Origin of the sequence: Ruminococcus sp. YRD2003, assembly GCA_900109435.1 — a bacterium.
GTDB classification, from domain to species: domain Bacteria; phylum Bacillota; class Clostridia; order Oscillospirales; family Ruminococcaceae; genus Ruminococcus; species Ruminococcus flavefaciens_G.
Genome location: FNZT01000010.1, coordinates 96829 through 116491, shown reverse-complemented (window position 1 = coordinate 116491; position 19663 = coordinate 96829). Strand labels below are relative to the sequence as shown.

The 19663-nt window shown below is 54.4% G+C and carries 18 protein-coding genes; 14 read left to right on the top strand and 4 right to left on the bottom strand.

Annotation, left to right across the window (positions count from 1 at the left end; all coding sequences use genetic code 11):
* The first annotated feature begins 270 nt into the window (after positions 1 to 270).
* The 13 genes from BMX22_RS09585 to groL all read left to right on the top strand — a co-directional run bounded on the left by BMX22_RS09585 (position 271) and on the right by groL (position 13500).
* Positions 271 to 2841, top strand: a complete 2571-nt coding sequence (locus BMX22_RS09585; RefSeq protein ID WP_074742251.1) for a leucine-rich repeat protein — start codon at positions 271 to 273, stop codon at positions 2839 to 2841.
* Between the two features lie 437 nt (positions 2842 to 3278).
* Complete coding sequence (locus tag BMX22_RS09580) at positions 3279 to 3761, top strand: terminase small subunit (protein WP_074742250.1); 483 nt, start codon at positions 3279 to 3281, stop codon at positions 3759 to 3761.
* Positions 3758 to 5011 (top strand): PBSX family phage terminase large subunit, encoded by a 1254-nt coding sequence (locus BMX22_RS09575; RefSeq protein ID WP_074742249.1) that lies wholly within the window; start codon positions 3758 to 3760, stop codon positions 5009 to 5011. The genes BMX22_RS09580 and BMX22_RS09575 overlap by 4 nt, the downstream gene beginning before the upstream one ends.
* 285 nt (positions 5012 to 5296) lie before the next feature.
* Positions 5297 to 6433: a serine/threonine protein phosphatase gene (locus tag BMX22_RS09570; protein WP_074742248.1), complete on the top strand. Its 1137-nt coding sequence runs from the start codon at positions 5297 to 5299 to the stop codon at positions 6431 to 6433.
* Between the two features lie 14 nt (positions 6434 to 6447).
* Positions 6448 to 7407, top strand: coding sequence for a hypothetical protein (locus BMX22_RS09565; protein ID WP_074742247.1), 960 nt, complete (start codon positions 6448 to 6450; stop codon positions 7405 to 7407).
* A gap of 293 nt (positions 7408 to 7700) precedes the next feature.
* Positions 7701 to 8528, top strand: coding sequence for a hypothetical protein (locus tag BMX22_RS09560; protein WP_074742246.1), 828 nt, complete (start codon positions 7701 to 7703; stop codon positions 8526 to 8528).
* Positions 8529 to 8538: 10 nt separating this feature from the next.
* On the top strand, positions 8539 to 8904 hold the full coding sequence (locus BMX22_RS09555; RefSeq protein ID WP_074742245.1) for a hypothetical protein: 366 nt from the start codon (positions 8539 to 8541) through the stop codon (positions 8902 to 8904).
* A 1-nt stretch (position 8905) separates the two neighbouring features.
* The gene (locus tag BMX22_RS09550) at positions 8906 to 9310 is read left to right on the top strand and encodes a hypothetical protein (RefSeq protein WP_074742244.1); all 405 of its coding nucleotides are present in this window, start codon (positions 8906 to 8908) and stop codon (positions 9308 to 9310) included.
* Positions 9307 to 9693 (top strand): hypothetical protein, encoded by a 387-nt coding sequence (locus tag BMX22_RS09545; protein ID WP_074742243.1) that lies wholly within the window; start codon positions 9307 to 9309, stop codon positions 9691 to 9693. The genes BMX22_RS09550 and BMX22_RS09545 overlap by 4 nt, the downstream gene beginning before the upstream one ends.
* Complete coding sequence (locus BMX22_RS09540; RefSeq protein WP_074742242.1) at positions 9690 to 10610, top strand: hypothetical protein; 921 nt, start codon at positions 9690 to 9692, stop codon at positions 10608 to 10610. The genes BMX22_RS09545 and BMX22_RS09540 overlap by 4 nt, the downstream gene beginning before the upstream one ends.
* A 162-nt stretch (positions 10611 to 10772) precedes the next feature.
* The gene (locus tag BMX22_RS09535) at positions 10773 to 11069 is read left to right on the top strand and encodes a FeoA family protein (protein ID WP_081349161.1); all 297 of its coding nucleotides are present in this window, start codon (positions 10773 to 10775) and stop codon (positions 11067 to 11069) included.
* 359 nt (positions 11070 to 11428) lie between these two features.
* Complete coding sequence (gene groES, locus BMX22_RS09530) at positions 11429 to 11701, top strand: co-chaperone GroES (RefSeq protein WP_074742241.1); 273 nt, start codon at positions 11429 to 11431, stop codon at positions 11699 to 11701.
* Positions 11702 to 11871: 170 nt separating this feature from the next.
* Complete coding sequence (groL, locus tag BMX22_RS09525) at positions 11872 to 13500, top strand: chaperonin GroEL (RefSeq protein WP_074742240.1); 1629 nt, start codon at positions 11872 to 11874, stop codon at positions 13498 to 13500.
* Between the two features lie 136 nt (positions 13501 to 13636).
* On the opposite strand, the gene BMX22_RS09520 is transcribed toward groL, so the two are convergent.
* The 4 genes from BMX22_RS09520 to BMX22_RS09505 form a co-directional block, all read right to left on the bottom strand.
* Entirely contained in the window at positions 13637 to 14965 is a 1329-nt protein-coding gene (locus BMX22_RS09520) for an ABC transporter permease (protein WP_074742239.1), read from the bottom strand.
* Entirely contained in the window at positions 14952 to 15692 is a 741-nt protein-coding gene (locus tag BMX22_RS09515) for an ABC transporter ATP-binding protein (RefSeq protein WP_074742238.1), read from the bottom strand. Before BMX22_RS09515 ends, BMX22_RS09520 begins: the two co-directional genes overlap by 14 nt.
* A 136-nt stretch (positions 15693 to 15828) precedes the next feature.
* Positions 15829 to 16035: a helix-turn-helix transcriptional regulator gene (locus BMX22_RS09510; protein ID WP_074742237.1), complete on the bottom strand. Its 207-nt coding sequence runs from the start codon at positions 16033 to 16035 to the stop codon at positions 15829 to 15831.
* Positions 16036 to 16039: 4 nt separating this feature from the next.
* Positions 16040 to 16357 carry a DUF6442 family protein gene (locus BMX22_RS09505; RefSeq protein ID WP_074742236.1) on the bottom strand — a complete coding sequence of 106 codons (318 nt, stop codon included), beginning with the start codon at positions 16355 to 16357 and terminating at the stop codon, positions 16040 to 16042.
* Between the two features lie 373 nt (positions 16358 to 16730).
* Between BMX22_RS09505 and BMX22_RS09500 the strand changes: the two genes are divergently transcribed.
* Positions 16731 to 19661, top strand: a complete 2931-nt coding sequence (locus BMX22_RS09500; RefSeq protein ID WP_318259725.1) for an extracellular solute-binding protein — start codon at positions 16731 to 16733, stop codon at positions 19659 to 19661.
* The last annotated feature ends 2 nt before the right edge of the window (positions 19662 to 19663 follow it).

Here is a 19663-nt window from a genome sequence, read left to right as displayed (position 1 = left end):
TGAGCCGCAAATCGTTTTCCGCGCCCCATAGCGTGTATGGCTCGGTTTGTTTTCACAATATAGATACAGTATATCATAATCGTGCTTTTTTTTCAAGGCTTTGCGCGAAATAATCCTCGCAAACTGCGAAAATTCCAAAATGGGCGGTTACAAGGAGCGGCTTTGACAGTCTGTTTTTTTGTGCATTAATCTGAATTGTTCGTGAATCAGTTGCATTTTTTTAGATTTGTGGTAAAATGTATTTATCCCAATTCGTTAAGGAGGTTTATAATGAACAAGAAGAGATTATTTGCAGGTGTGCTGTCACTCGCTATGGCTTTCAGTACGCTGCCCACGCTCGGCGCTGTATCTGCTGTGTCGTTTGCGGCTGAGTCGGCTGCTGCCACAACAGGAGCGGCTACGGCTGAGGAGGATAACACTGTCGTTATCGACAGCCTCACCTACAAGGTATACGCAGACCGTGCTGAGTTCATCAAATGTGAGGATACTGTAAGCGGTGACGTCGTTATCGCGGATGAGGTCTCGGGCGTGCCCGTTACGAGGATAAGCGGCAGGGCTTTCACCTTTTGCGATAGCATTACTTCCGTAAAGATACCCGCCAAAGTTACCAGCATAGGCGATCACCTTGCGGGCTATGCAAAGGCGCTCGAGAAGTATACCGTCGATGAGAAGAACGAGACTTTCTGCGCTGTTGACGGCGTTGTGTACACAAAGGATATGAAGAAGCTCGTTGCTTATCCCACGGCTTTCCCCTCGACAGACTTCACAGTGCCGAGCTCCGTTGAGGTCATCGGTGACGGAGCTGCATTCACAGCCAATATCGTGAACCTCATCATTCCCGATTCTGTTACGGAAGTTGAGGACTTCGCTTTCACCTACTGCAAGAGCCTCAAGACCGTTAAGCTCTCCGCTGCTCTCAAAAAGATCGGCTTTTCGGGATTCGGCAACACTGCTCTCGAGAGCGTGGAGCTCCCGTCCGCGATCGAGGAGATAGGTCCGAGTGCATTTGGTGGATGCAGGGCGCTGAAAACCATTACGGTGAACAACCCTGACATGAAGATCGGTTCGAGTGCCATAGAAACAAACGAGGAGCTCGTTATCCGCGGCGGCGAGAACTCGACAGCTCAGGCATACGCTGCGGAGAACGGCGTGACCTTTGAGAAGGTCGGGAACATACCTGCGGGAACCGCTGTTGTCAGCGGGACTTCCGCAACTACTACCGCTGCAACTACTACGGGTGCTGAAACTGTCACCACTTCAACATCACAGCTCGCCGAGACTGTCGACCTCAAATTCGGCACTCCCACGCCGATAGTCAAGATCATCAACCAAAAGCCCTATGAGGTCAAGGCAGCGGGCAACTATTCCGTATCGGGCGAAAAGGTGCTCGACCAGACAGCCGACTCCGAAAAGATAGAAGAGATCAAGAAGGACGTTATTGCGTCGGTATCGCAGGCTGTTCAGAATAATAAAAACATCACTCCCGAGAATTATAAGGCTTATTATTACGAAATAAGACAGGATGCTATAAAGTATTTCAATAATAACTATGCCGCTTCAACAGGCTATACGCTGACTGCGATCTCGATCGCTACCTTAGTCATCAAGGAGCAGGAGGCTTCCGTTGTTACGGCAGGCACTACCACAGCGACCTCGGCGGCTTCGACCACTACCACTACTACAACCACAACAGCTCAGCCTACAGCAACTACAACAGCTTCGACTACAGCAGGAACAACTGCCACAACAGCGGCAACTACTACAGCTTCAACAACGACCTATTCTATTGAAACTACTCACCCGATATATCAGTTCGACAAAGTGGTTTCCTACCCCACTAAAACAGTGTACAACTGCAAGGAAGCACTTGATCTTTCAGGTCTGAAATTCATAGGAATACGCGGAAGTGAATCGCTTACATACGATGAAAAGAATGTAGGAAATGACTATCAGACGAAAAAAACAGTTGTTGAAGAGGACGGAACCAGCCATGATTACAAAGAATTAGCTTCTCTTCCCGTCGGACAGTATACCGTCAAAATAACCGGAGAAGCCGGCGATTATTACGCTTATAACTATTGTAAGAACGTTGATATTTCTTATGTGATCACAATCGTTGATAGCAGTTCCGGCTCCACAACATCAACGACTGCCACATCGACCGCAACGATCACAGCTTCCACCACATCAACATCTGCGACCACAACAGCCTCAACAACTTCCACCACAGCACAGGAAACGACTACCACAGCAACTGCTCCCGTGGTTTCTTCAGAGCCCACACTCGCCGAGCGAGTAGTCGGCACATGGAACTTCAAGAAGTTCGTTGATGAAAACGGTGCTCCGATAGATGACCTCTTGAACACCAATGCGACAGTTTCCTTCAACAGCGACGGTACAGGCTATATGGAGGTAATATCCACCGAGGTCGAAAACGAGAAAAGCACGCTGACATGGTCGATAGATGACAATAAGGTGAAGGTCTCGCAGCCCGGCTATGCCGAGAACGAGTTCATCTGGTTCAGCCTTTCCGAGGACGGATACCTTCAGGGCATAAGGAGTGACGGACTGCTCATCTTCGAGCGTGAGCCCGAAAAGTCAGGTCTCGGCGACGTCAACGAGGACGCAAGCATAAACGCTAAGGACGCTTCGTTCGTTCTCGTTGCCTATGCAAAGGCTTCAACAGGCTCGGATGACGGGCTCTCCGATACTCAGAGAGCGGCTGCCGACGTCAACGCTGACGGCAAGGTCGATGCGAAGGATGCTTCCGCTATCCTTGCGTTCTACTCTTACCTCTCTACAGGCGGCAAAGACAGCTTTGAGACGTTTCTGAAAAAATAATGCAAAAAGCTCCCCTCGGGGAGCTTTTTTTGTTGGGGTGGTGTGTTGGCGGGACGCCGAGGGCGGCGTCCCCTACGATTGGTTGAATGGACAGGGTATCGTAGGGGCGGACCCGTGTGTCCGCCCGCGAATAGGAAGAATCCGACGGGCGGATGATATCCGCCCCTACGCTGAGTGCAGGCGGGCTGTTGGTATGTCGGCGGGCGGCGGGACGCCGCCCCTACAGAATGGTGCAGGTTGGGGATGATCAAATCAAAAAGCCGAGGAGATGTTCTTCTCGGCTTTTTGCTGTTTGGGAGGTTGGATGTTTGCTGCTTTTTGTGCAAGTCTACAAAGTTAAAAGCCTTTTTTTCAATAATCAATGGTTTTTCATTGACTCATGGGCTTTTTCCGCTCCATTACAGAGGGGCTTGTACAGCTCCTCGGAAGGAGGAGTTATGTCAGAGAAGGATGAACTCAGATACAGACAGAGGCGATTCTGCTGCTTGTATGCCGCCCTCGGCGACCCCGAAGAAGCCGCGGTGCGCGCGGGATTTCAGCGCGAGGAGGCTCTCGGTGCTGCGCTGAGGCTCCTGAAAAGCAGGTCCTGCCGCAGACGTATAAAGGAGCACAGAGAGCTCCTCGCGGACGAAGGTTCGGTGATGGCGGGGCTTCGCCGCCTCGCTTTCGGGTCGTGCAATGATGCCGCGAAGCTGGCGTTCGCCGATGAGCTCCCGCCGCAGGAGGAGCTCGACAGGCTCGACCTGTACAACGTCGCGGAGATAAAGCGCGTTCGCGGCGGAGGTGTCGAGGTCAAGGTGTTCGACCGCATCAAGGCGCTCGAGAAGCTCTGTGAGCTGGAAAGAGCAATGAGCGACGCGGAAAATGCCGAGGCGCTGATACGCGCTCTGACGTCCGACGGAGAGGAGGACGGCGAATGAGCATCGCTTTCAAGGGTAAGCAGAAAACTGTCTTTAAATGGTGGAATATGCCTGCCTATCGCCGAAAAGACGCTATCATCTGCGACGGCGCCGTGCGGAGCGGGAAGACCCTCTCGATGTCACTGGGATTCGTCTGCTGGGCATGGGCGTGCTTCGACCGCGCTGCCTTCGCTGTCTGCGGCAAGACCGTGACCTCCCTGAGAAGAAACGTCATCGTCCCGCTGACTAAACATCTCAGCGAAATGGGTTTCTCCTGCGATGAGAAGGTCAGCCGCAGCTTCATCGACATCTCCTTCTCGGGCAGAACTAACCGCTTCTACCTGTTCGGCGGCAGAGATGAGGGCTCAGCCGCTCTGATTCAGGGCATCACCCTTTCGGGCGTCTTCCTCGATGAGGTCGCTCTCATGCCGCGCTCGTTCGTGGAGCAGGCTCTCGCAAGGTGCTCCGTCGCGGGCTCGAGGATGTGGTTCAACTGCAACCCCGATGACCTCTCACATTGGTTCTACCGCGAGTGGATACAGAAGGCGGATGAGAAAAACGCGCTGTATCTCCACTTCACTATGGACGATAACCCCTCGCTCTCCGATGAGGTCAGGAGGCGCTATCAGAAGCTCTATTCTGGCATTTTTTACGAGCGCTTCGTCCTCGGGAAGTGGACTGCGGCGGAGGGCATCGTCTACCCGATGTTCGACCCCGCTCTGCACGTCTTCAGCGGCGATGCGCCCGAATGCGAGCGCTACGTCATATCCTGCGATTACGGAACTGTCAATCCCTCGTCTTTCGGTCTGTGGGGACTTCACATGGGCGTTTGGTACCGCATCGGAGAGTATTACTACTCTTCAAGAAAAACGGGTGTCCCGCGCACAGACGAGGAGCACTATGCCGCTCTCGAGGAACTGGCAGGCGAACGCGTGATAGAACGTGTCATCGTCGACCCGTCAGCCGCAAGCTTTATCGAGTGTATCCGCAGACATGGAAGATTTACGGCGGCTAAGGCGGAAAATGACGTTGTCACGGGGATAAGACGCGTCGGAGCGGCTCTGAAGGACGGCAGGCTGATGATACACGAGTCGTGTTCGGATATCATCCGCGAATTCGGGCTCTACCGCTGGAAGGAGGGCGAGGGGACCGATGTCCCCGTCAAGGAGAACGATCACGCCATGGACGATATGCGTTACTTCGTGGCATACGTCTCGAAGGAGGCGGCTGAGGAGGACTTCTTCTTCGCCATGTCCGTGGAGAGGGATTGAAGGTCGCCGCGGGGCGTTGTGCAAGGCGTGGGACGTCGAGGACGCCGTCCCCTACAATGGGTGCCGTGAGAGATTTTGTAGGGGTGGGACGTTGAGGACGCCAAATAACCGTCAAATATGCGGCGACCCTACAAGGCGTTACCGTTGGTGTGTTCGTATATTCGCGGGACGTCGAGGACGCCGTCCCCTACAGTGAGGTGCCGCGGGTCATTGTGAAAGGGGTGGGCGGATGATATCCGTCCCTACAAAGGCAAACAAACCCAATTCTACAAAATTGGAGGAAAAATGAAACTATTTAAAAAGAAACACACACGGGCAGCTCCGCAGATGATACTGCCCGACCGCGACTGCGGGAGCTGTCTGACTCTCCCGCCTGTGGCAGGTCCGCTCGAAAAGGAGCTATTCGACAGGCTCAGATACGCCGTCCCCGTCATCGACGCCGCTATCATGAAGATCATCCGTCTTACGGGCGGATTCAGGCTCGTATGCTCGGACGAGCGCTTTCAGGAGCAGCTCGACCGCTTCTGCGAGAATGTTCCCGTCGGGCTGACGGGTACGTCGCTCGGCTGCTTCGCCGACGTCTTCCTCGACAGTATGCTAACCTACGGCAGCGCTGTCGGCGAGATAGTCATCGACGAGGAGGGTCGCCGCATTGCAGGTCTGTGGAACGGCGATACGACTTCTACGACCGTTTCCGCGGGGGCTTCTCCGTTTGAGCGCAGATACGCTGTCCGCAGACAGGACGGCTCGCTTCGCGAGGTCGCTCATCCCGAGCGTATTCTCTACGCCTCGCTGACGAACGGGCACTCGCTCCTGCGAGGGCTTCCCGCTATCAGCTCGATACTGCTCCGCATTTATCAGTGTATCGGGCAGAACTATGACCGTGCGGGCAACGTGCGCTATGCCGTTACCTACAAGCCTCAGAACGGTGCAAGCGATATCGCCTCGACCCGCGAACACGCCATGCAGATAGCACGCGAATGGGCTGACGGCATGAACTCTGCCAAGTGCGGAAGAGTCAAGGACTTCGTCGCAGTCGGTGATGTCGATATCAGGGTCATCGGTGCGGACAACAAGCTCTTTGATACGAATGTGCCCGTCCGACAGATAATGGAGCAGATAGTCTCTAAGCTCAGTATCCCGCCGTTTCTCCTCGGTCTGAACTGGAGTTCCACTGAGAGGATGTCCTCTCAGCAGGCGGATATTCTTACGTCCGAGCTCGACTACTACCGCAGGCTCCTCACGCCCGTGCTCAGAAGCATAGGCGACGCCTACCTCTGCTCGGCGGGCGCGGAGGCGGTCTGCTCTGTCGAGTGGGACAACATCAACTTGCAGGATGAGTCGGTCCTCGCCGAGGCAAGGCTCAAAAACGCGCAGGCTCGCGAAATAGAACTGCGCATCGAAAAAAACGATTCTGAATAATGGAGGATATGTGTATGTATAACGATATCAAACTTGAAAAGGGTCTCTATAATCTCAGCGGCAAGTCGTTCACTTCCGCCCTCGAGGAGCTCGACCCCTCCGCCTCTTATGTCGGCACCGAGCTCGCGGCTCTCGACGCCTATGAGCGTCAGCTCAAACGCTATAACATCAGAGTGAGCGGGGCGGAGTGTGATATGGTGGAGAAGTTCTTCGCTTCGACCGAGACTGCCGTGCTCTTCCCTGAGTTCGTCGCACGCTGCATTAAGAAGGGATTCGACGATACTGTGCTCAAGGCTGTGACGGCTGTGAGAACTGTCAGCGAGAGCAGCCAGTACCTCGGCTGTGTGCTCGACGACAGCACCGCCTACGGTACTACCGCTCAGACTGTGGCTCTGCCAGCTTCTACGGTGACTGAGGGCACTACTGCCGTTGCCCTTGAAAAGATAGGCAGACTTATCAACGCCTCCTATGAGGCTGTACGCAGGCAGCGCCTTGACGTGTTCGGCGTCATGCTCAGAAGTATCGGCATAAAGCTCGCGAATACCGTTGTCAGCAAGGCTGTCGCTGTCCTTAAAGCGGACGCTGTGGGTATTACGACTTCTTCGCTCAGCTACTCCGACCTCGCCGACCTCTACGGAAAGTTCGATAACTTCAATATGACGACTGTGCTCGCTTCTCCTGCGATTGCTGCAAAAATAGCCGCTATGGACCAGATGAAGGAAGCGAGAGCTTTGGCTGACGGCAAGATGTTCCTCCCCTTCGGCTCCGAGCTCGTGAAGTCTGCGGCTGTGGACAACGCTACCGTTATCGGTCTCGACAGAGACTTCGCGCTCGAATTCATCACCAGCACGGGGCTTGTTCTCGAGACTGACAAGCTCATCGACCGTCAGCTCGATTGTATAACTGTGTCTGTGACCTGCGGATTCCGCAAGGTGACTCCCGACGCGGTGAAGGTGCTCACTATCACATCATGATGCAGGGGACGATGTCCCCCATCGTCACGCCAATGTTTCGGTAAAATCGTGTAGGGGCGAGTTCCGCTCGCCCGCACATAAAAAAGCGGACTGCCAAAGGCAGCCCCTACAAAGAATAATGCAGCCGAAACCAATGTAGGGGCGGCGTTTCGCCGCCCGCAGGCAAACGCAATCGGTATCGCGGGCGCACGGATAAGCAGCGCACCAAATCTTTGATTTGGATTGCGATGCTATATGCAGCTTTGCTGTAATGCGCCCCTACCGCATTTTTCACCAACCAAAGGAGGAATTCAATGACACAGGAAAATCTCGACAAGATAAACAAGTTCACTCGCCGCGAATTCGCTGCGGACGAGCTCTTCGCCTTTCACGTTATCCTGTGCGATAACGAGATAGACCGCGACTGCGAACGTTTCTCGGATAATGCCCTCGAACAGCTCAAGGCTCTCTTCGTCGGCAAAACAGGTATCTTCGACCACGATGCCTCTACTTCCAATCAGACCGCCCGTATCTTCGATACCGAGGTCGTGACCGACAGCTCCCGCAATAATAAGTGCGGCGAGCCCTATAAGTACCTCCGTGCCTCTGCATATATGGTGAGGACCGAGGACAACCGCGACCTCATCGCCGAGATCGACGGCGGTATCAAAAAAGAGGTCAGCATTTCCTGTGCGGCGGGAAAACGCAGATGCTCTGTCTGCGGTGCCGACAAAGCGGTGCAGTCATGCTCGCACGTCAAGGGCAAGTCCTATAGCGGACGTGTATGCCACACCGTCCTTGATGACATCACCGACGCCTATGAGTGGAGCTTCGTTGCTGTGCCCGCTCAGGTAAATGCGGGCGTGACAAAGCGCTTCGCAGAGGAGGGGACGGAGAAGTCCGCAAATGCTGAGGCTGCCGAAAACGAACGGCTGCTCCGCTGTGAGATCCGCCGCCTCGCTTTCATTTCGGGCGGGCGTAAGGCTGCTTTTGCGGCGGAGCTTGCCGCTCACGGTCTGAACGAGGTGCAGCTCGCGGGCATGAAAAAGGCTTACGAGAAGCTCGCAGGGCGCGCGAAAACAGAGGTGCAGCTCTCGACTGCGCCCGAGACCGAGCAGATGAACTCTGCTTTCAAGCTCTGAGGAGGTCGCTATGATAGATATTACCAACGTCAAGGCACTGTTCGAGCTGTTTTCGGGGGAATCCGCCAACTCCGAGTGGTTGCCCGTCATAACCATGGCTGTGTATGAGGTCAGGAATATGCTCCTCCCCGACGCCGACGATACCGATACCCGCCTCGAATTCCTTGCGGCTTCCGTCGCCAACTACCGCGCACAGGAGATAAAGCTCTCTTCGGGCAGGCGGGAGTATGAGTATATCGGCAGAATGGACGGCGGCGGTGCGAGGACTTCACTCGCGGGCGCCGAAACGCTCATGCGCGAGTACGTGCAGCTCTGCCGCGGCCTCATCAAAGCCGATACCTTCGTCTTTGAGACGATACCCGCAAAGGAGGGATGATATGCGCGAGATACTGAACGAATTGAAGTCGGCTCTGCTCGCCGTGGGAAATCAGGACGTTTACCTTGCTTTCGACGCGCTGCCTGTGCGCAGCAAGGGCGGGCGTTTCACTGTCCTCGGGATAAGGAGCTTTGAGGCCGCTGCACCCGTTTATTCGCTGTCTAACGTGTTCCTGCCGTTCAAGGCGGAAGCTGAGGTCAGCGTGTATGCTCGCGAGGACGAGGATATGCTGTCGCTTTTCCGATACTTTGAGGAGAGGGTGAGACCCGCTCTCGACGGTCTGGCAAGCATGACAACGCGCATTTGCAGGCTGAGTATCAGACACGACAGCAGCCTGAGACGCCTTGTGCTCACGGCGGGAGTGTCCGTAAGCGGCGTGCGCAGAACAGCGAGGGCAAGCCTATGAGTACGATTTGCAGCCGTGAGGCTGTCCCCGTGACGATAGGTCAGTTCACGCTCTACTGTGAGAGCTTCCGCGCGGCTGCCTCGACCGTGCTGTACGAGCAGCCTACCGTCATCGGCGGGACGGTCATCTCAAACAGGTGCGTCAAGGCGACGAGGCTCACGCTGGCGGGCAGGGTGTACTGCGGGGCAGGGGATATCCCTGCGCTGACAGTGCTGAACAATATGAACGGCGGGTCGGGACTGACTGTGATATACCGCGGAGTGAAGTTCACGGACTGTACCGTGCAGGGCAGTACCGCCGAGGACAGGGGCGATGATATGCTCTATGTCACGCTGACTCTCGCTACAGCCGCACAGGCAGAGAATGCGGAGGAGGTATCATGACCGCTACACTGAGCATAAAGTCGCCGAATGCGAGCGACACCATATTCAAGGTGCTGTCTTTTAGCTTCACCAAGGACGCCTATACGCCGTTCACGCGCCTGACCGCCGTTTTCGAGGCGCATACGGCTGTCCCCGAGACTGCGCAGCTTGCGTGGTTCTACGTGAACGGGAACTTCATCCATCAAGGCTTCATCGACACATTCCGCATCACGGAGGAGGGCGGCTTCCGACGCGGTATCATCACCTCGCGCGGGTTTACGGCACAGTATCTCCAGAATCAGCTCGAGCCCGGGCTCTACACGAATATGTCCCTCAACGACCTCATGGACGAGTATATGCAACTTCCCTATGTCACTCACGAGGACTGCGGCACATCAAGCTATATCTTCGTGAAAAACGGCTCTACGCAGTGGGACGGCATTGTAAATATCGCGTTCAAGGTATATGGGAAGCACCCCTATATCCGCGGTACGAACTGCGTAATGGTCAACAGGGACAGCTCCGCCAATACCTTCGCATATGACGAGGCGAGCCTGCTCTCGCGCGGCTCCGAGAGGGATACCCGCGGGCTCGTCTACTTCTGGAGCATGGAGAATATGCAGGAGGAGTACGGCGACTACACCCTCACCGACTCCGACGCCTACGACAGCTATATCCGCAGATGCCGCTATTTCGAGCTCGACAGGCGATTCCTCTACGAGCCGCAGAGAGCACCTGAATTCCGCGACAAAATGGCTGCGCGCGGCTGGAAACGCAGCTTCTTCTCGTACAGCGGCTACCGCGGAGAGGACCTCTTCGACAGTGCGCAGGCAGGAGGTGTGACGCGCGATATCACCTCCGTGCGCATTACGGGCGGAAAAAACGGTATCATCACCGAGATAGGTATGTACTCCGATAAGTTCGTCAACCCGCAGTGACAGTTGACGCTGCGGGTGAATATCATAATAGTGAGTGCGGCGGATCATTCGCCGCACTCCGATCTCTTACTGAAAAATGAATGGCGAAGAGCCAATGGGAAGGGTATCGCTTTTGTCGGCTCCTCCTAACGGAAAAATATGGTCAGGGGCTCCCCTTAGTCGATGCTTTTCGCAGCTCCGCTGCTGTTCATTATTTCCGAGGTGGTGGATACTATCGCACAGACTGTTCTGAGCTCCCTGCGCGAGGGCGATACCTGTACGGTTTCGGGACTCGAAAATCACGGCGCTATGCGGCAGCGGCTCGGCGAGCTCGGCTTTGTCAGCGGCGTGCAAGTGACCTGTTTGCAGAGGAGCTTTCTCGGCGACCCTGCCGCTTATTCCGTCAAAGGGGCGGTCATCGCTCTCCGCGATTCGGACGCGCGGTGCGTTGCTGTTGATATAAAGCAGGGGCGCGCTTAGAGTGCTTCCCTTAAGGCAGCACCGCACAAAGCCCGCCTGAAGGCTTTGTACTGGATATGCTTGCATATTTCCCGTCATCTTGCACGGAAAGTCCTCGACATATGCGGTCTCCCACGATGGGGAGGTGTCAGCGGGGCTGACCGACAGACCGATATGCCTGCGGTCTTTCTGTGCGGTCCGACGGTATATCATCAGACGAATCTACAGTGTGTTATCAACTTAACACTTACGCTTTTGTACATATTCACAGTTTTGAGGGATATGACTTGATTTTATAGAAAAAGGTGGTAAAATATAATTAGCACTCAGAGAAAGAGAGTGCTAAACATTGCATATAATTATTTCAGGAGGTATATATCATGACTATCAAACCTTTACAGGACAGAGTTGTTGTCAAGATGGTCGAGGCAGAGGAGACCACTAAAAGCGGTATCATTCTTTCGGGTTCGGCTAAGGAGAAGCCCGAGGTGGCTGAGGTCGTTGAGGTAGGTCCGGGAACTCCCGACGTGAAAATGGAAGTCAAGAAGGGCGACAAGGTGCTCATCTCGAAGTATTCGGGCACTAATGTAAAGCTCGAGGGAGAAGAGTACATCATCGTTAAGATGGAAGATATTCTCGCGACTGTTAAGTAAGAACTCAGTTTGTAGGGGCGAGTTCCGCTCGCCCGTCAGTTCGATTATTGCTTTCGGGCGCACGGATAAGCAGCACACCAAATCTTTGATTTGGATTGTGATGCTATATGCAGCTTTGCTGTAATGCGCCCCTACAGCATTGAAATTATGATTTAAAGGAGTAGATAACTATGGCAAAGGATATCAAGTACGGCGAAGACGCAAGAAAGTCACTTCAGGCAGGCATCGACAAGCTTGCCGATACTGTACGCATAACAATGGGACCCAAGGGCAGGAATGTCGTTCTCGACAAGAAGTTCGGCGCTCCGCTCATCACTAACGACGGCGTTACTATCGCAAAGGACATCGAGCTCGATGACGCTTTCGAGAATATGGGCGCTCAGCTCGTTAAGGAAGTTGCTACAAAGACAAACGACGCAGCAGGCGACGGTACTACAACAGCTACACTCCTCGCTCAGACTATCGTTCGCGAGGGTATGAAGAACATCGCTGCGGGTGCTAATCCCATGGTGCTCAAGAAGGGTATCGCAAAGGCTGTGGATACAGCTGTAAAGTCTATCGTTGACAACTCAAAGGCTGTTGCGGGCAGCGAGGACATCGCAAGAGTCGGCACAGTTTCGTCTGCTGACGAGGCTGTCGGCAAGCTCATCGCAGAGGCTATGGAGAAGGTGACTTCCGACGGCGTTATCACTATCGAGGAGAGCAAGACTGCCGAGACTTACAGCGAGGTCGTTGAGGGTATGCAGTTCGACCGCGGCTATATCTCGCCTTATATGATAACAGACGCAGATAAGATGGAGGCTGTTTACGATGACGCTTACGTTCTTATCACAGATAAGAAGATATCCTCCATTCAGGAGATACTCCCCCTCCTTGAGCAGATAGTCAAGATGGGCAAGAAGCTCGTTATCATCGCTGAGGACGTTGAGGGCGAGGCTCTCACAACTATCATTCTCAACAACCTCCGCGGCACATTCAAGGTAGCTGCTGTAAAGGCTCCGGGCTTCGGCGACAGACGCAAGGAGATGCTCAAGGATATCGCTGTTCTCACAGGCGGCGAGGTCATCACATCCGAGCTCGGTCTCGAACTCAGCGAGACCACTATCGAGCAGCTCGGTCAGGCTAAGCAGATAGTTATCCAGAAGGAGAATACTATCATCGTTGACGGCGCAGGCGACAAGAAGGATATCAAGGCTCGCGTTGCACAGATACGTGCAGCTATCGAGACCACAACAAGCGATTTCGACCGCGAGAAGCTCCAGGAGCGCCTTGCAAAGCTCGCAGGCGGCGTAGCTGTTATCAAGGTCGGCGCTGCAACAGAGATAGAGATGAAGGAGAAGAAGCTCCGCATCGAGGACGCTCTCGCTGCTACTAAGGCTGCTGTTGAAGAGGGTATCGTTGCAGGCGGCGGTACTGCTTACATCAACGCTATCCCCGCAGTTGAGAAGCTCGTTCCTACACTCGACGGCGACGAGAAGACAGGCGCTAAGATAATCCTCAAGGCTCTTGAAGCTCCTGTACGTCAGATCGCCGAGAACGCAGGTCTTGAAGGCAGCGTTATCGTTGACAAGATCAGACGTTCACGCAAGCTCGGCTACGGCTTCGATGCTTACAACGAGGTATACACCGATATGATACCCGCAGGTATCGTTGACCCGACAAAGGTAACAAGAAGCGCACTCCAGAACGCTGCTTCCGTTGCTTCTATGGTGCTCACCACAGAGAGCCTCGTTGCTGACATCAAGGAGGAGAATCCCGCTCCTGCAATGCCCGCAGGCGGTATGGGCGGAATGTATTAATTCATAACGTTTGATTCATAATGCATAATTAAAGGCGAACCGTAAAAGGTTCGCCTTTATTTTTGTAGGGGCGGATATTATCCGCCCGCAAATATGCATTGATTGGCGGAACGCCGTGGGCGGCGTTCCCTACGAATTACTCGTCTGCATTGCTGTGTTTCTTGAATTTAGACTTCTGCCCGAAGTTGAGCGACGCTGTGAGTATCTTGTCGGAGTTGAAGAGCCTGAGCGCGAAGAACATACATATCACGAACACCACGAACTGATAGGCGAGTCCGCCGAAGAATATCGGCATATTTCCGAACATGATGTTGTTCATGGCGGAGAATGTATGCGTGAAGGGGATAGCGTATACGACCATTCTTATCGCTGTGGGAAGACTGTTGATATCCGCCATCATCGAGATGAGATAGGGCACCATTGCCATTATCATCAGAGGCATCATCATTGTCTGCGACTGCTTTGTATCGTTTACGAGCGCGCCGAGCATGAGCGATATCGAAAGACATATCATTATCGTGAGGAAAAGCTGTGCGCCGATGAGGACGTAGTCGCCGACTCCGAGGGTAAGCCCGAGCTTTTCAAGGGCGGAATCCACGGAGATGTACTGTCCGACGAGCTTGCTGCCCATCTCCTCGGAAACGGAATCGGTGGCTCCCGACATAAATGACGAGAAGCCGAACATATAAACGACTGCATTCAGCAGGGCTATTATCGCTGCCGCAAGCATTTTCGCACCGAGTATAGCTGTTCTCGACACAGGCGCGGAGAGCAGTGTCTCGAGGGTCTTGTCTATCTTTTCGTTGCTTATCGCACCCATGAGCATATTCGATGTGAACATGATGAGGATGAACACGATTATGGGAAGTATCATATTCTTCATCATAATGCCGCTCATTATACTTGCTGCTCCTATGGGAGCCGACTTGTCCTTTACGACGGTCTGCTCGGTGACGGTCACGGGCATTTGCAGGAGCTCTACCTGCTCGGCGGTCAGACCTGCCTTGGCGGCAAAGGCAGAAGAGATGCAATCGGATATGAGCCCGATAGCACCGCTGTTGCTGTTGGTCATGTTGGACATTGCCGCCGCTGACTTCATGCCCGAAACACTTATCATCTCGGGACGCTCGCCGTTTTCGAGCTTCTCCGTGAAGCCCTCGGGGATTATGACGAGCGAGTCCGCGTCTGCTTCTCTGAGCACGGCTGAGTAGTCGTCGCCCGAAGTATCGACCAGCTTGAGCGTTGCGCCGCTCTTTTCAAGGGTATCGGCGAGCAGATGGGTGAAGTCGGTATCATCGCGGTCGCTGAGCGTAATGGTGTACTCGTTCTCAACGGCTTCCTTGATAGTGCTCTTCATCAGGTTGCCGAGCATCATGAGCATACCCGTGACAATGACAAGGGTCACGATAGTCTGAGCGGTGAGGAGCTCGCTGAGCTCCTTTTTCAGCAGATTAAAGAATTTCATTGTCCTTCACCACCCTTTCAAAAACTTCTTCGAGATTCTGTGCGCTGTAGCGTTCCTTCAGCTCGTCAGCCCTGCCCGAAACGAGCAGGTGACCCTTTGCGATTATGCCTACGCGGTCAGAAACGAACTCTATCTCGAGCATATTGTGCGACGACAGCAGGAAGGACATTCCCTCCTCAGCCGCGAGCTGCTTTATCATCTTGCGTATCTCTATCGCATTCAGCACATCAAGGCCGCTCGTCGGCTCGTCGAGTATCGCGAGCTTGGGCTGGGTCATGACAGCGCGTGCGAGCAGGAGCTTGCGTATCATGCCGCGGCTGTAGGTGCCTATCTTGTCCTTTAGTCTGTCACCGAGGCCGCAGATGCGCTCCGCACGCTCAACATAGCGGTTTATCGTGTCGATATCTGTCGAGAAGAGCCCCGCCATGAAGCGCAGGTAGCTCTTGCCTGTCATATTCTTGTAAGCGCCTGCTTCGTCGGGGAGGTAGGTTATGCACTCGCGGACTTTGGCTGCGTCGCTGATGATGCTGTGTCCCGCGACTGTCGCGTCGCCCGAAGTGGGTTTGAGCAGGGTCGATATCATGCGGATAGTGGTAGTCTTGCCCGCTCCGTTTGGACCGATGAGTGCGAATATCTCGCCCTTTTCGATATCGAAGCTGACCTTGTCTGCCGCGAGTACTTTTGTGTACTGCTTGGACAGTCCCTTGACTTCAAGAACTTTTTCCATTGTTATATCCCTCCATGTAAAAAGATGTAAATATTGTAACATATCCCGCAGAAAAAATCAAGCCGAAGGTGCGGGTCGGTCTTGTCTTTGCGGACGTTCGCGCGGCGTAACGCCTCGCATATTCCGACGAACGGGCTCAGAAGTAGAACAGCTCCTCGAACTTCTTATCGAGTGCAATGCAGAGTATGAGAGCGAGCTTTGCCGTCGGCTGATACTGCCCCGTCTCTATCGAGCTGATAGTATTGCGCGAGACCCCGACCATTTCCGCAAGCTGCGCCTGCGAGAGCTTTGCCTCTGTACGTGCCTCTTTGAGGTTGTTGCGAAGTATGAGTTTATCATCCATAGGCTCACCTGCTTATCAGGTCGGTTACATAGCCGTATACCATTACCGCAGATATTCCGATGAAGCAAAGGGCACTGAAAAGGTGTACCTTTGATTTCGTCCGCGTGAAGATGCAGAAGTCGTGTATCAGCTGCATAGCGCAGTATATCAGCCAGTAGCCGCAGTTGAAATGTCCCGTGATGAACTGCTCCGCGGCAAGGAGCACCGCACACAGCATACCGCCTGCGATACGCGCGATACTTCCCGCATACTTGTAGGTGTTCTGCTCATATTCGGAATTGTTTTCGCTTCGGCTTTTAGCAAGTATCTCTTCTTTGTTCATACTGTTCCTCCTCTGCCAAGCTGACTTTGCATCGGCTTTGACTGTATTATAACACTGCCAAGTTCACTTGTCAAGAGGCTGCCAAGCAAACTTTGCAAATTCGTCGTTTTGCACAACAGCCCGCGACGCCTTTATGCACATAAGCCTCATTGATGTGTACTATGACGTTACACCTATTATATATAGCCTTTTGCCTTGACAATACTTTATAAATTTGTTATAATTATCTGTAAGGTTTTATGCAGTTCGGCTATACTGCTTCAAATATCCGCAGACTTGGGCAGTCTGCTTCATATCCCGTAAATTCGGCATATCCGCACCGTTCAGTGCAGTGTGCCGCTCCTCTCACTCCCCTCACGAAAGGCGGATGGAATTGAATTTTATAAAGCTCAGCCGAAGGATATCCCTCGGCATATTGTCATGCTTTGCTGCGGTCAACAGCCTGACCGCTGACGCTTTCGCCGCAGACGCGCTCACAAGCACGCCCGTAAAGCTGACAAACAACGACTACTTCTGCATAGAGCCCGTGGATACGGGCATACCCTCATACAGCGACTACTACGACCGATACTGCGGCGAAAAGCGCCCCGACAGGGAGATAACTATCCGCCCGACTGCGTACAAGTCCGCGGAGGACGGCACATTCTCCACGGGCAGCTTCGGCGCCGACGGCGATATGCGCGACGGCTGCCTCATATGGGAGAGCCCCGACGGCAGGCTCTCCTACGACATCGACGTCGAGGAAACAGGCATATACTGCCTCGGGATTAGCTACTTCCCTATGGAGTCAAACAGCACGCAGATAGAGCTCTCCTTGCAGATAGACGGCAGATCGCCATATGATACCGCCACCCGCCTGACGCTCAACCGCGCATGGGTCAACGAGGAGGATATCCACACCGACTCGCGCGGAAATCAGGTGCGTCCGCCGCAGATACAGCGCGGGATGTGGATGGAATGCGCTTTCGGTGACATCGACGGTCTCTTCAGTGAGCCGCTCTTCTTCTATCTCGAAAAGGGCAGGCATGAGGTGAGCTTCACCTCCGAGCGTGCGGAGTTCGCGATAGAGAGCATGAAGTTCTATACTCCCGCAGAGCTCCCGACGTATGAGGAGTACCGCAGCTCTGTCGGGGCGCCCGACGCATCAGACGCGGACATCATCCGCATAGAGGGCGAGAATGCCGAGCTCAAATCCGATTCCACCCTCTACCCGACATACGACAACTCCAGCTACCTCGTATCGCCCTCGGACCCGCGCAAGGTCGTGTACAACACCCTCGGCTCGGGCAACTGGAAAAAGGCTTTGCAGTCTGTGACGTGGACTATCCCCGCCGAAGAGATAGACTCCGACGGCTGGTACAGGATAGGCATAAAGTCGCGCCAGAACCAGATGCGCGGCTTCTACTCCAACAGGAGGATATACATTGACGGCGAGGTGCCGTGCAAAGAGCTCGACCAGGTCAGATTCTTCTACGATACCGACTGGAGCATCGTCACACCAAAGGCTGAGAACGGCGACGAAGTGTATGTCTACCTGACCGCCGACTGCGACCACACGCTGACAATGGAGTGCGTGCCCGGCGAGATAGGCAACTCGCTCCGCAGGCTCGACGAGGTCGTTGCCGACCTCAACACCTACTACCGCAAGGTGCTGATGATAACGGGACCCGCTCCCGACCGCTATACCGACTACTACGTCCATGAGAAAATACCCGACCTCGTGGAGGAGTTCGACCGCCTCTCGCATGAGCTCAAGGACATACAGGGCGAGATAGAGGGGCTTTCGGGCTCTGCGGGCTCGGAGGCGGCTTCCCTCGAGACAATGGCGGTCATACTCGACAAGTGCGTCGAAAAGCCGCTGAAAATACCGAATTACCTCTCGCAGATAAAGGACAGCATAGCCTCTGTCTCCGCATGGGAGCGCGACTACCGCGACCAGCCCCTTGAGGTCGACTACATCGAGCTCGCGACAGAGGGAAAAAAGTTCACGGGAGCAAAGGAAAAGCTCGGCAAGTCGATAGTGTTCAGCGTGAAATCTTTCATCGGCTCATTCTTCGAGGACTACACCACCCTCTCCGATGTCACGGGCGAGGACGCTGTCGAAGTATGGGTGTCCCTCGGACGCGACCAGGCTCAGGTAGTCAAGGAGATGACCGAGAACGAATTCATGCAGGAGCATGATATCCCGATATCCGTCAACCTCGTTGTCGGCGGCGTAGTTGAGGCTACGCTCGCGGGAAAGGGTCCCGACGTGGCGCTCTTCCTCGGAGGAGAGTTCCCCGTGAACCTCGCGGCGCGGGACCTGACTGTAGACCTCTCGCAATTCCCCGACTTCCGCACCGTCAGGGAACGCTTTCAGGAAAACGCCATGACGCAGTATCAGTACAGCGGCGGTACATACGGTCTTCCGATAAGCCAGACATTCCCGATGATGTTCTACCGCACCGACGTCCTCACAGAGCTGGGCTACACCTCTCCGCCCGAGACGTGGACGGAGCTGACAGATATGCTCCCCGCGCTCCAGCGCAACTATATGAACGTGGGACTCATCCTCCCGCCGACGAACATCTCTCCCGCCACCGAAACGGGACACACCTTCGCGATGCTCCTTCTGCAAAAGGGCGTGAACTACTACAACGCCGAGCAGACCGCATCGACATTCGACTCCGCAGAGGCTGTGCAGTCCTTCGAGGAGTGGACGGACTTCTACACCAAGTACAGCTTCGTCCAGCAGTACGACGCGTTCAGCCGCTTCAGGACGGGCGAATACCCGATAGTGATAAATAACTACACGTTCTTCAACCAGCTCGCCGTAGCATCTCCCGAGATAAAGGGACTGTGGGACTTCTGCCCCGTTCCAGGTACTCTCCGCGAGGACGGCACTGTCTCTCACGCAGCCAACTCCAACGGAGCGGGAGCTGTCATCTTCAAAAAGGTGAAGAACAAGGAAAACGCGTGGGAGTACATCAAGTGGTTCACCGATACGGATACGCAGGTGCGCTATGCGACGCAGATAGAGGGGCTCCTCGGAACTATGGGCAGATTCGATACCGCCAACACCGAGGCTCTCGCGCAGCTCTCGTGGTCGCGCGGGGAGTACGAAAGGCTCGCGGCTCAGCAGGCAGAGCTTGCGGAGATACCCGTTATACCCTCGTCCTATGCGGTTACCCGCAACATCATGAACGCGTTCAGAGAGACGGTCAATGAGCACGAGAACCCGCGTGACACGCTTATTTGGTACAACCGCGACATCAACGACGAGATAGCGAGAAAGCGCAGGGATCTCGGACTTGACAAAAAATAAGG

Coding starts and splice junctions, on each gene's coding strand:
- BMX22_RS09545 (WP_074742243.1), top strand. CDS start 9,307: ATGAGTACGATTTGCAGCCGTGAGGCTGTCCCCGTGACGATAGGTCAG.
- BMX22_RS09585 (WP_074742251.1), top strand. CDS start 271: ATGAACAAGAAGAGATTATTTGCAGGTGTGCTGTCACTCGCTATGGCT.
- BMX22_RS09575 (WP_074742249.1), top strand. CDS start 3,758: ATGAGCATCGCTTTCAAGGGTAAGCAGAAAACTGTCTTTAAATGGTGG.
- BMX22_RS09560 (WP_074742246.1), top strand. CDS start 7,701: ATGACACAGGAAAATCTCGACAAGATAAACAAGTTCACTCGCCGCGAA.
- BMX22_RS09535 (WP_081349161.1), top strand. CDS start 10,773: ATGCTTTTCGCAGCTCCGCTGCTGTTCATTATTTCCGAGGTGGTGGAT.
- BMX22_RS09520 (WP_074742239.1), bottom strand. CDS start 14,965: ATGAAATTCTTTAATCTGCTGAAAAAGGAGCTCAGCGAGCTCCTCACC.
- BMX22_RS09580 (WP_074742250.1), top strand. CDS start 3,279: ATGTCAGAGAAGGATGAACTCAGATACAGACAGAGGCGATTCTGCTGC.
- BMX22_RS09540 (WP_074742242.1), top strand. CDS start 9,690: ATGACCGCTACACTGAGCATAAAGTCGCCGAATGCGAGCGACACCATA.
- BMX22_RS09505 (WP_074742236.1), bottom strand. CDS start 16,357: ATGAACAAAGAAGAGATACTTGCTAAAAGCCGAAGCGAAAACAATTCC.
- BMX22_RS09570 (WP_074742248.1), top strand. CDS start 5,297: ATGAAACTATTTAAAAAGAAACACACACGGGCAGCTCCGCAGATGATA.
- BMX22_RS09515 (WP_074742238.1), bottom strand. CDS start 15,692: ATGGAAAAAGTTCTTGAAGTCAAGGGACTGTCCAAGCAGTACACAAAA.
- groL (WP_074742240.1), top strand. CDS start 11,872: ATGGCAAAGGATATCAAGTACGGCGAAGACGCAAGAAAGTCACTTCAG.
- BMX22_RS09510 (WP_074742237.1), bottom strand. CDS start 16,035: ATGGATGATAAACTCATACTTCGCAACAACCTCAAAGAGGCACGTACA.
- BMX22_RS09550 (WP_074742244.1), top strand. CDS start 8,906: ATGCGCGAGATACTGAACGAATTGAAGTCGGCTCTGCTCGCCGTGGGA.
- BMX22_RS09565 (WP_074742247.1), top strand. CDS start 6,448: ATGTATAACGATATCAAACTTGAAAAGGGTCTCTATAATCTCAGCGGC.
- groES (WP_074742241.1), top strand. CDS start 11,429: ATGACTATCAAACCTTTACAGGACAGAGTTGTTGTCAAGATGGTCGAG.
- BMX22_RS09555 (WP_074742245.1), top strand. CDS start 8,539: ATGATAGATATTACCAACGTCAAGGCACTGTTCGAGCTGTTTTCGGGG.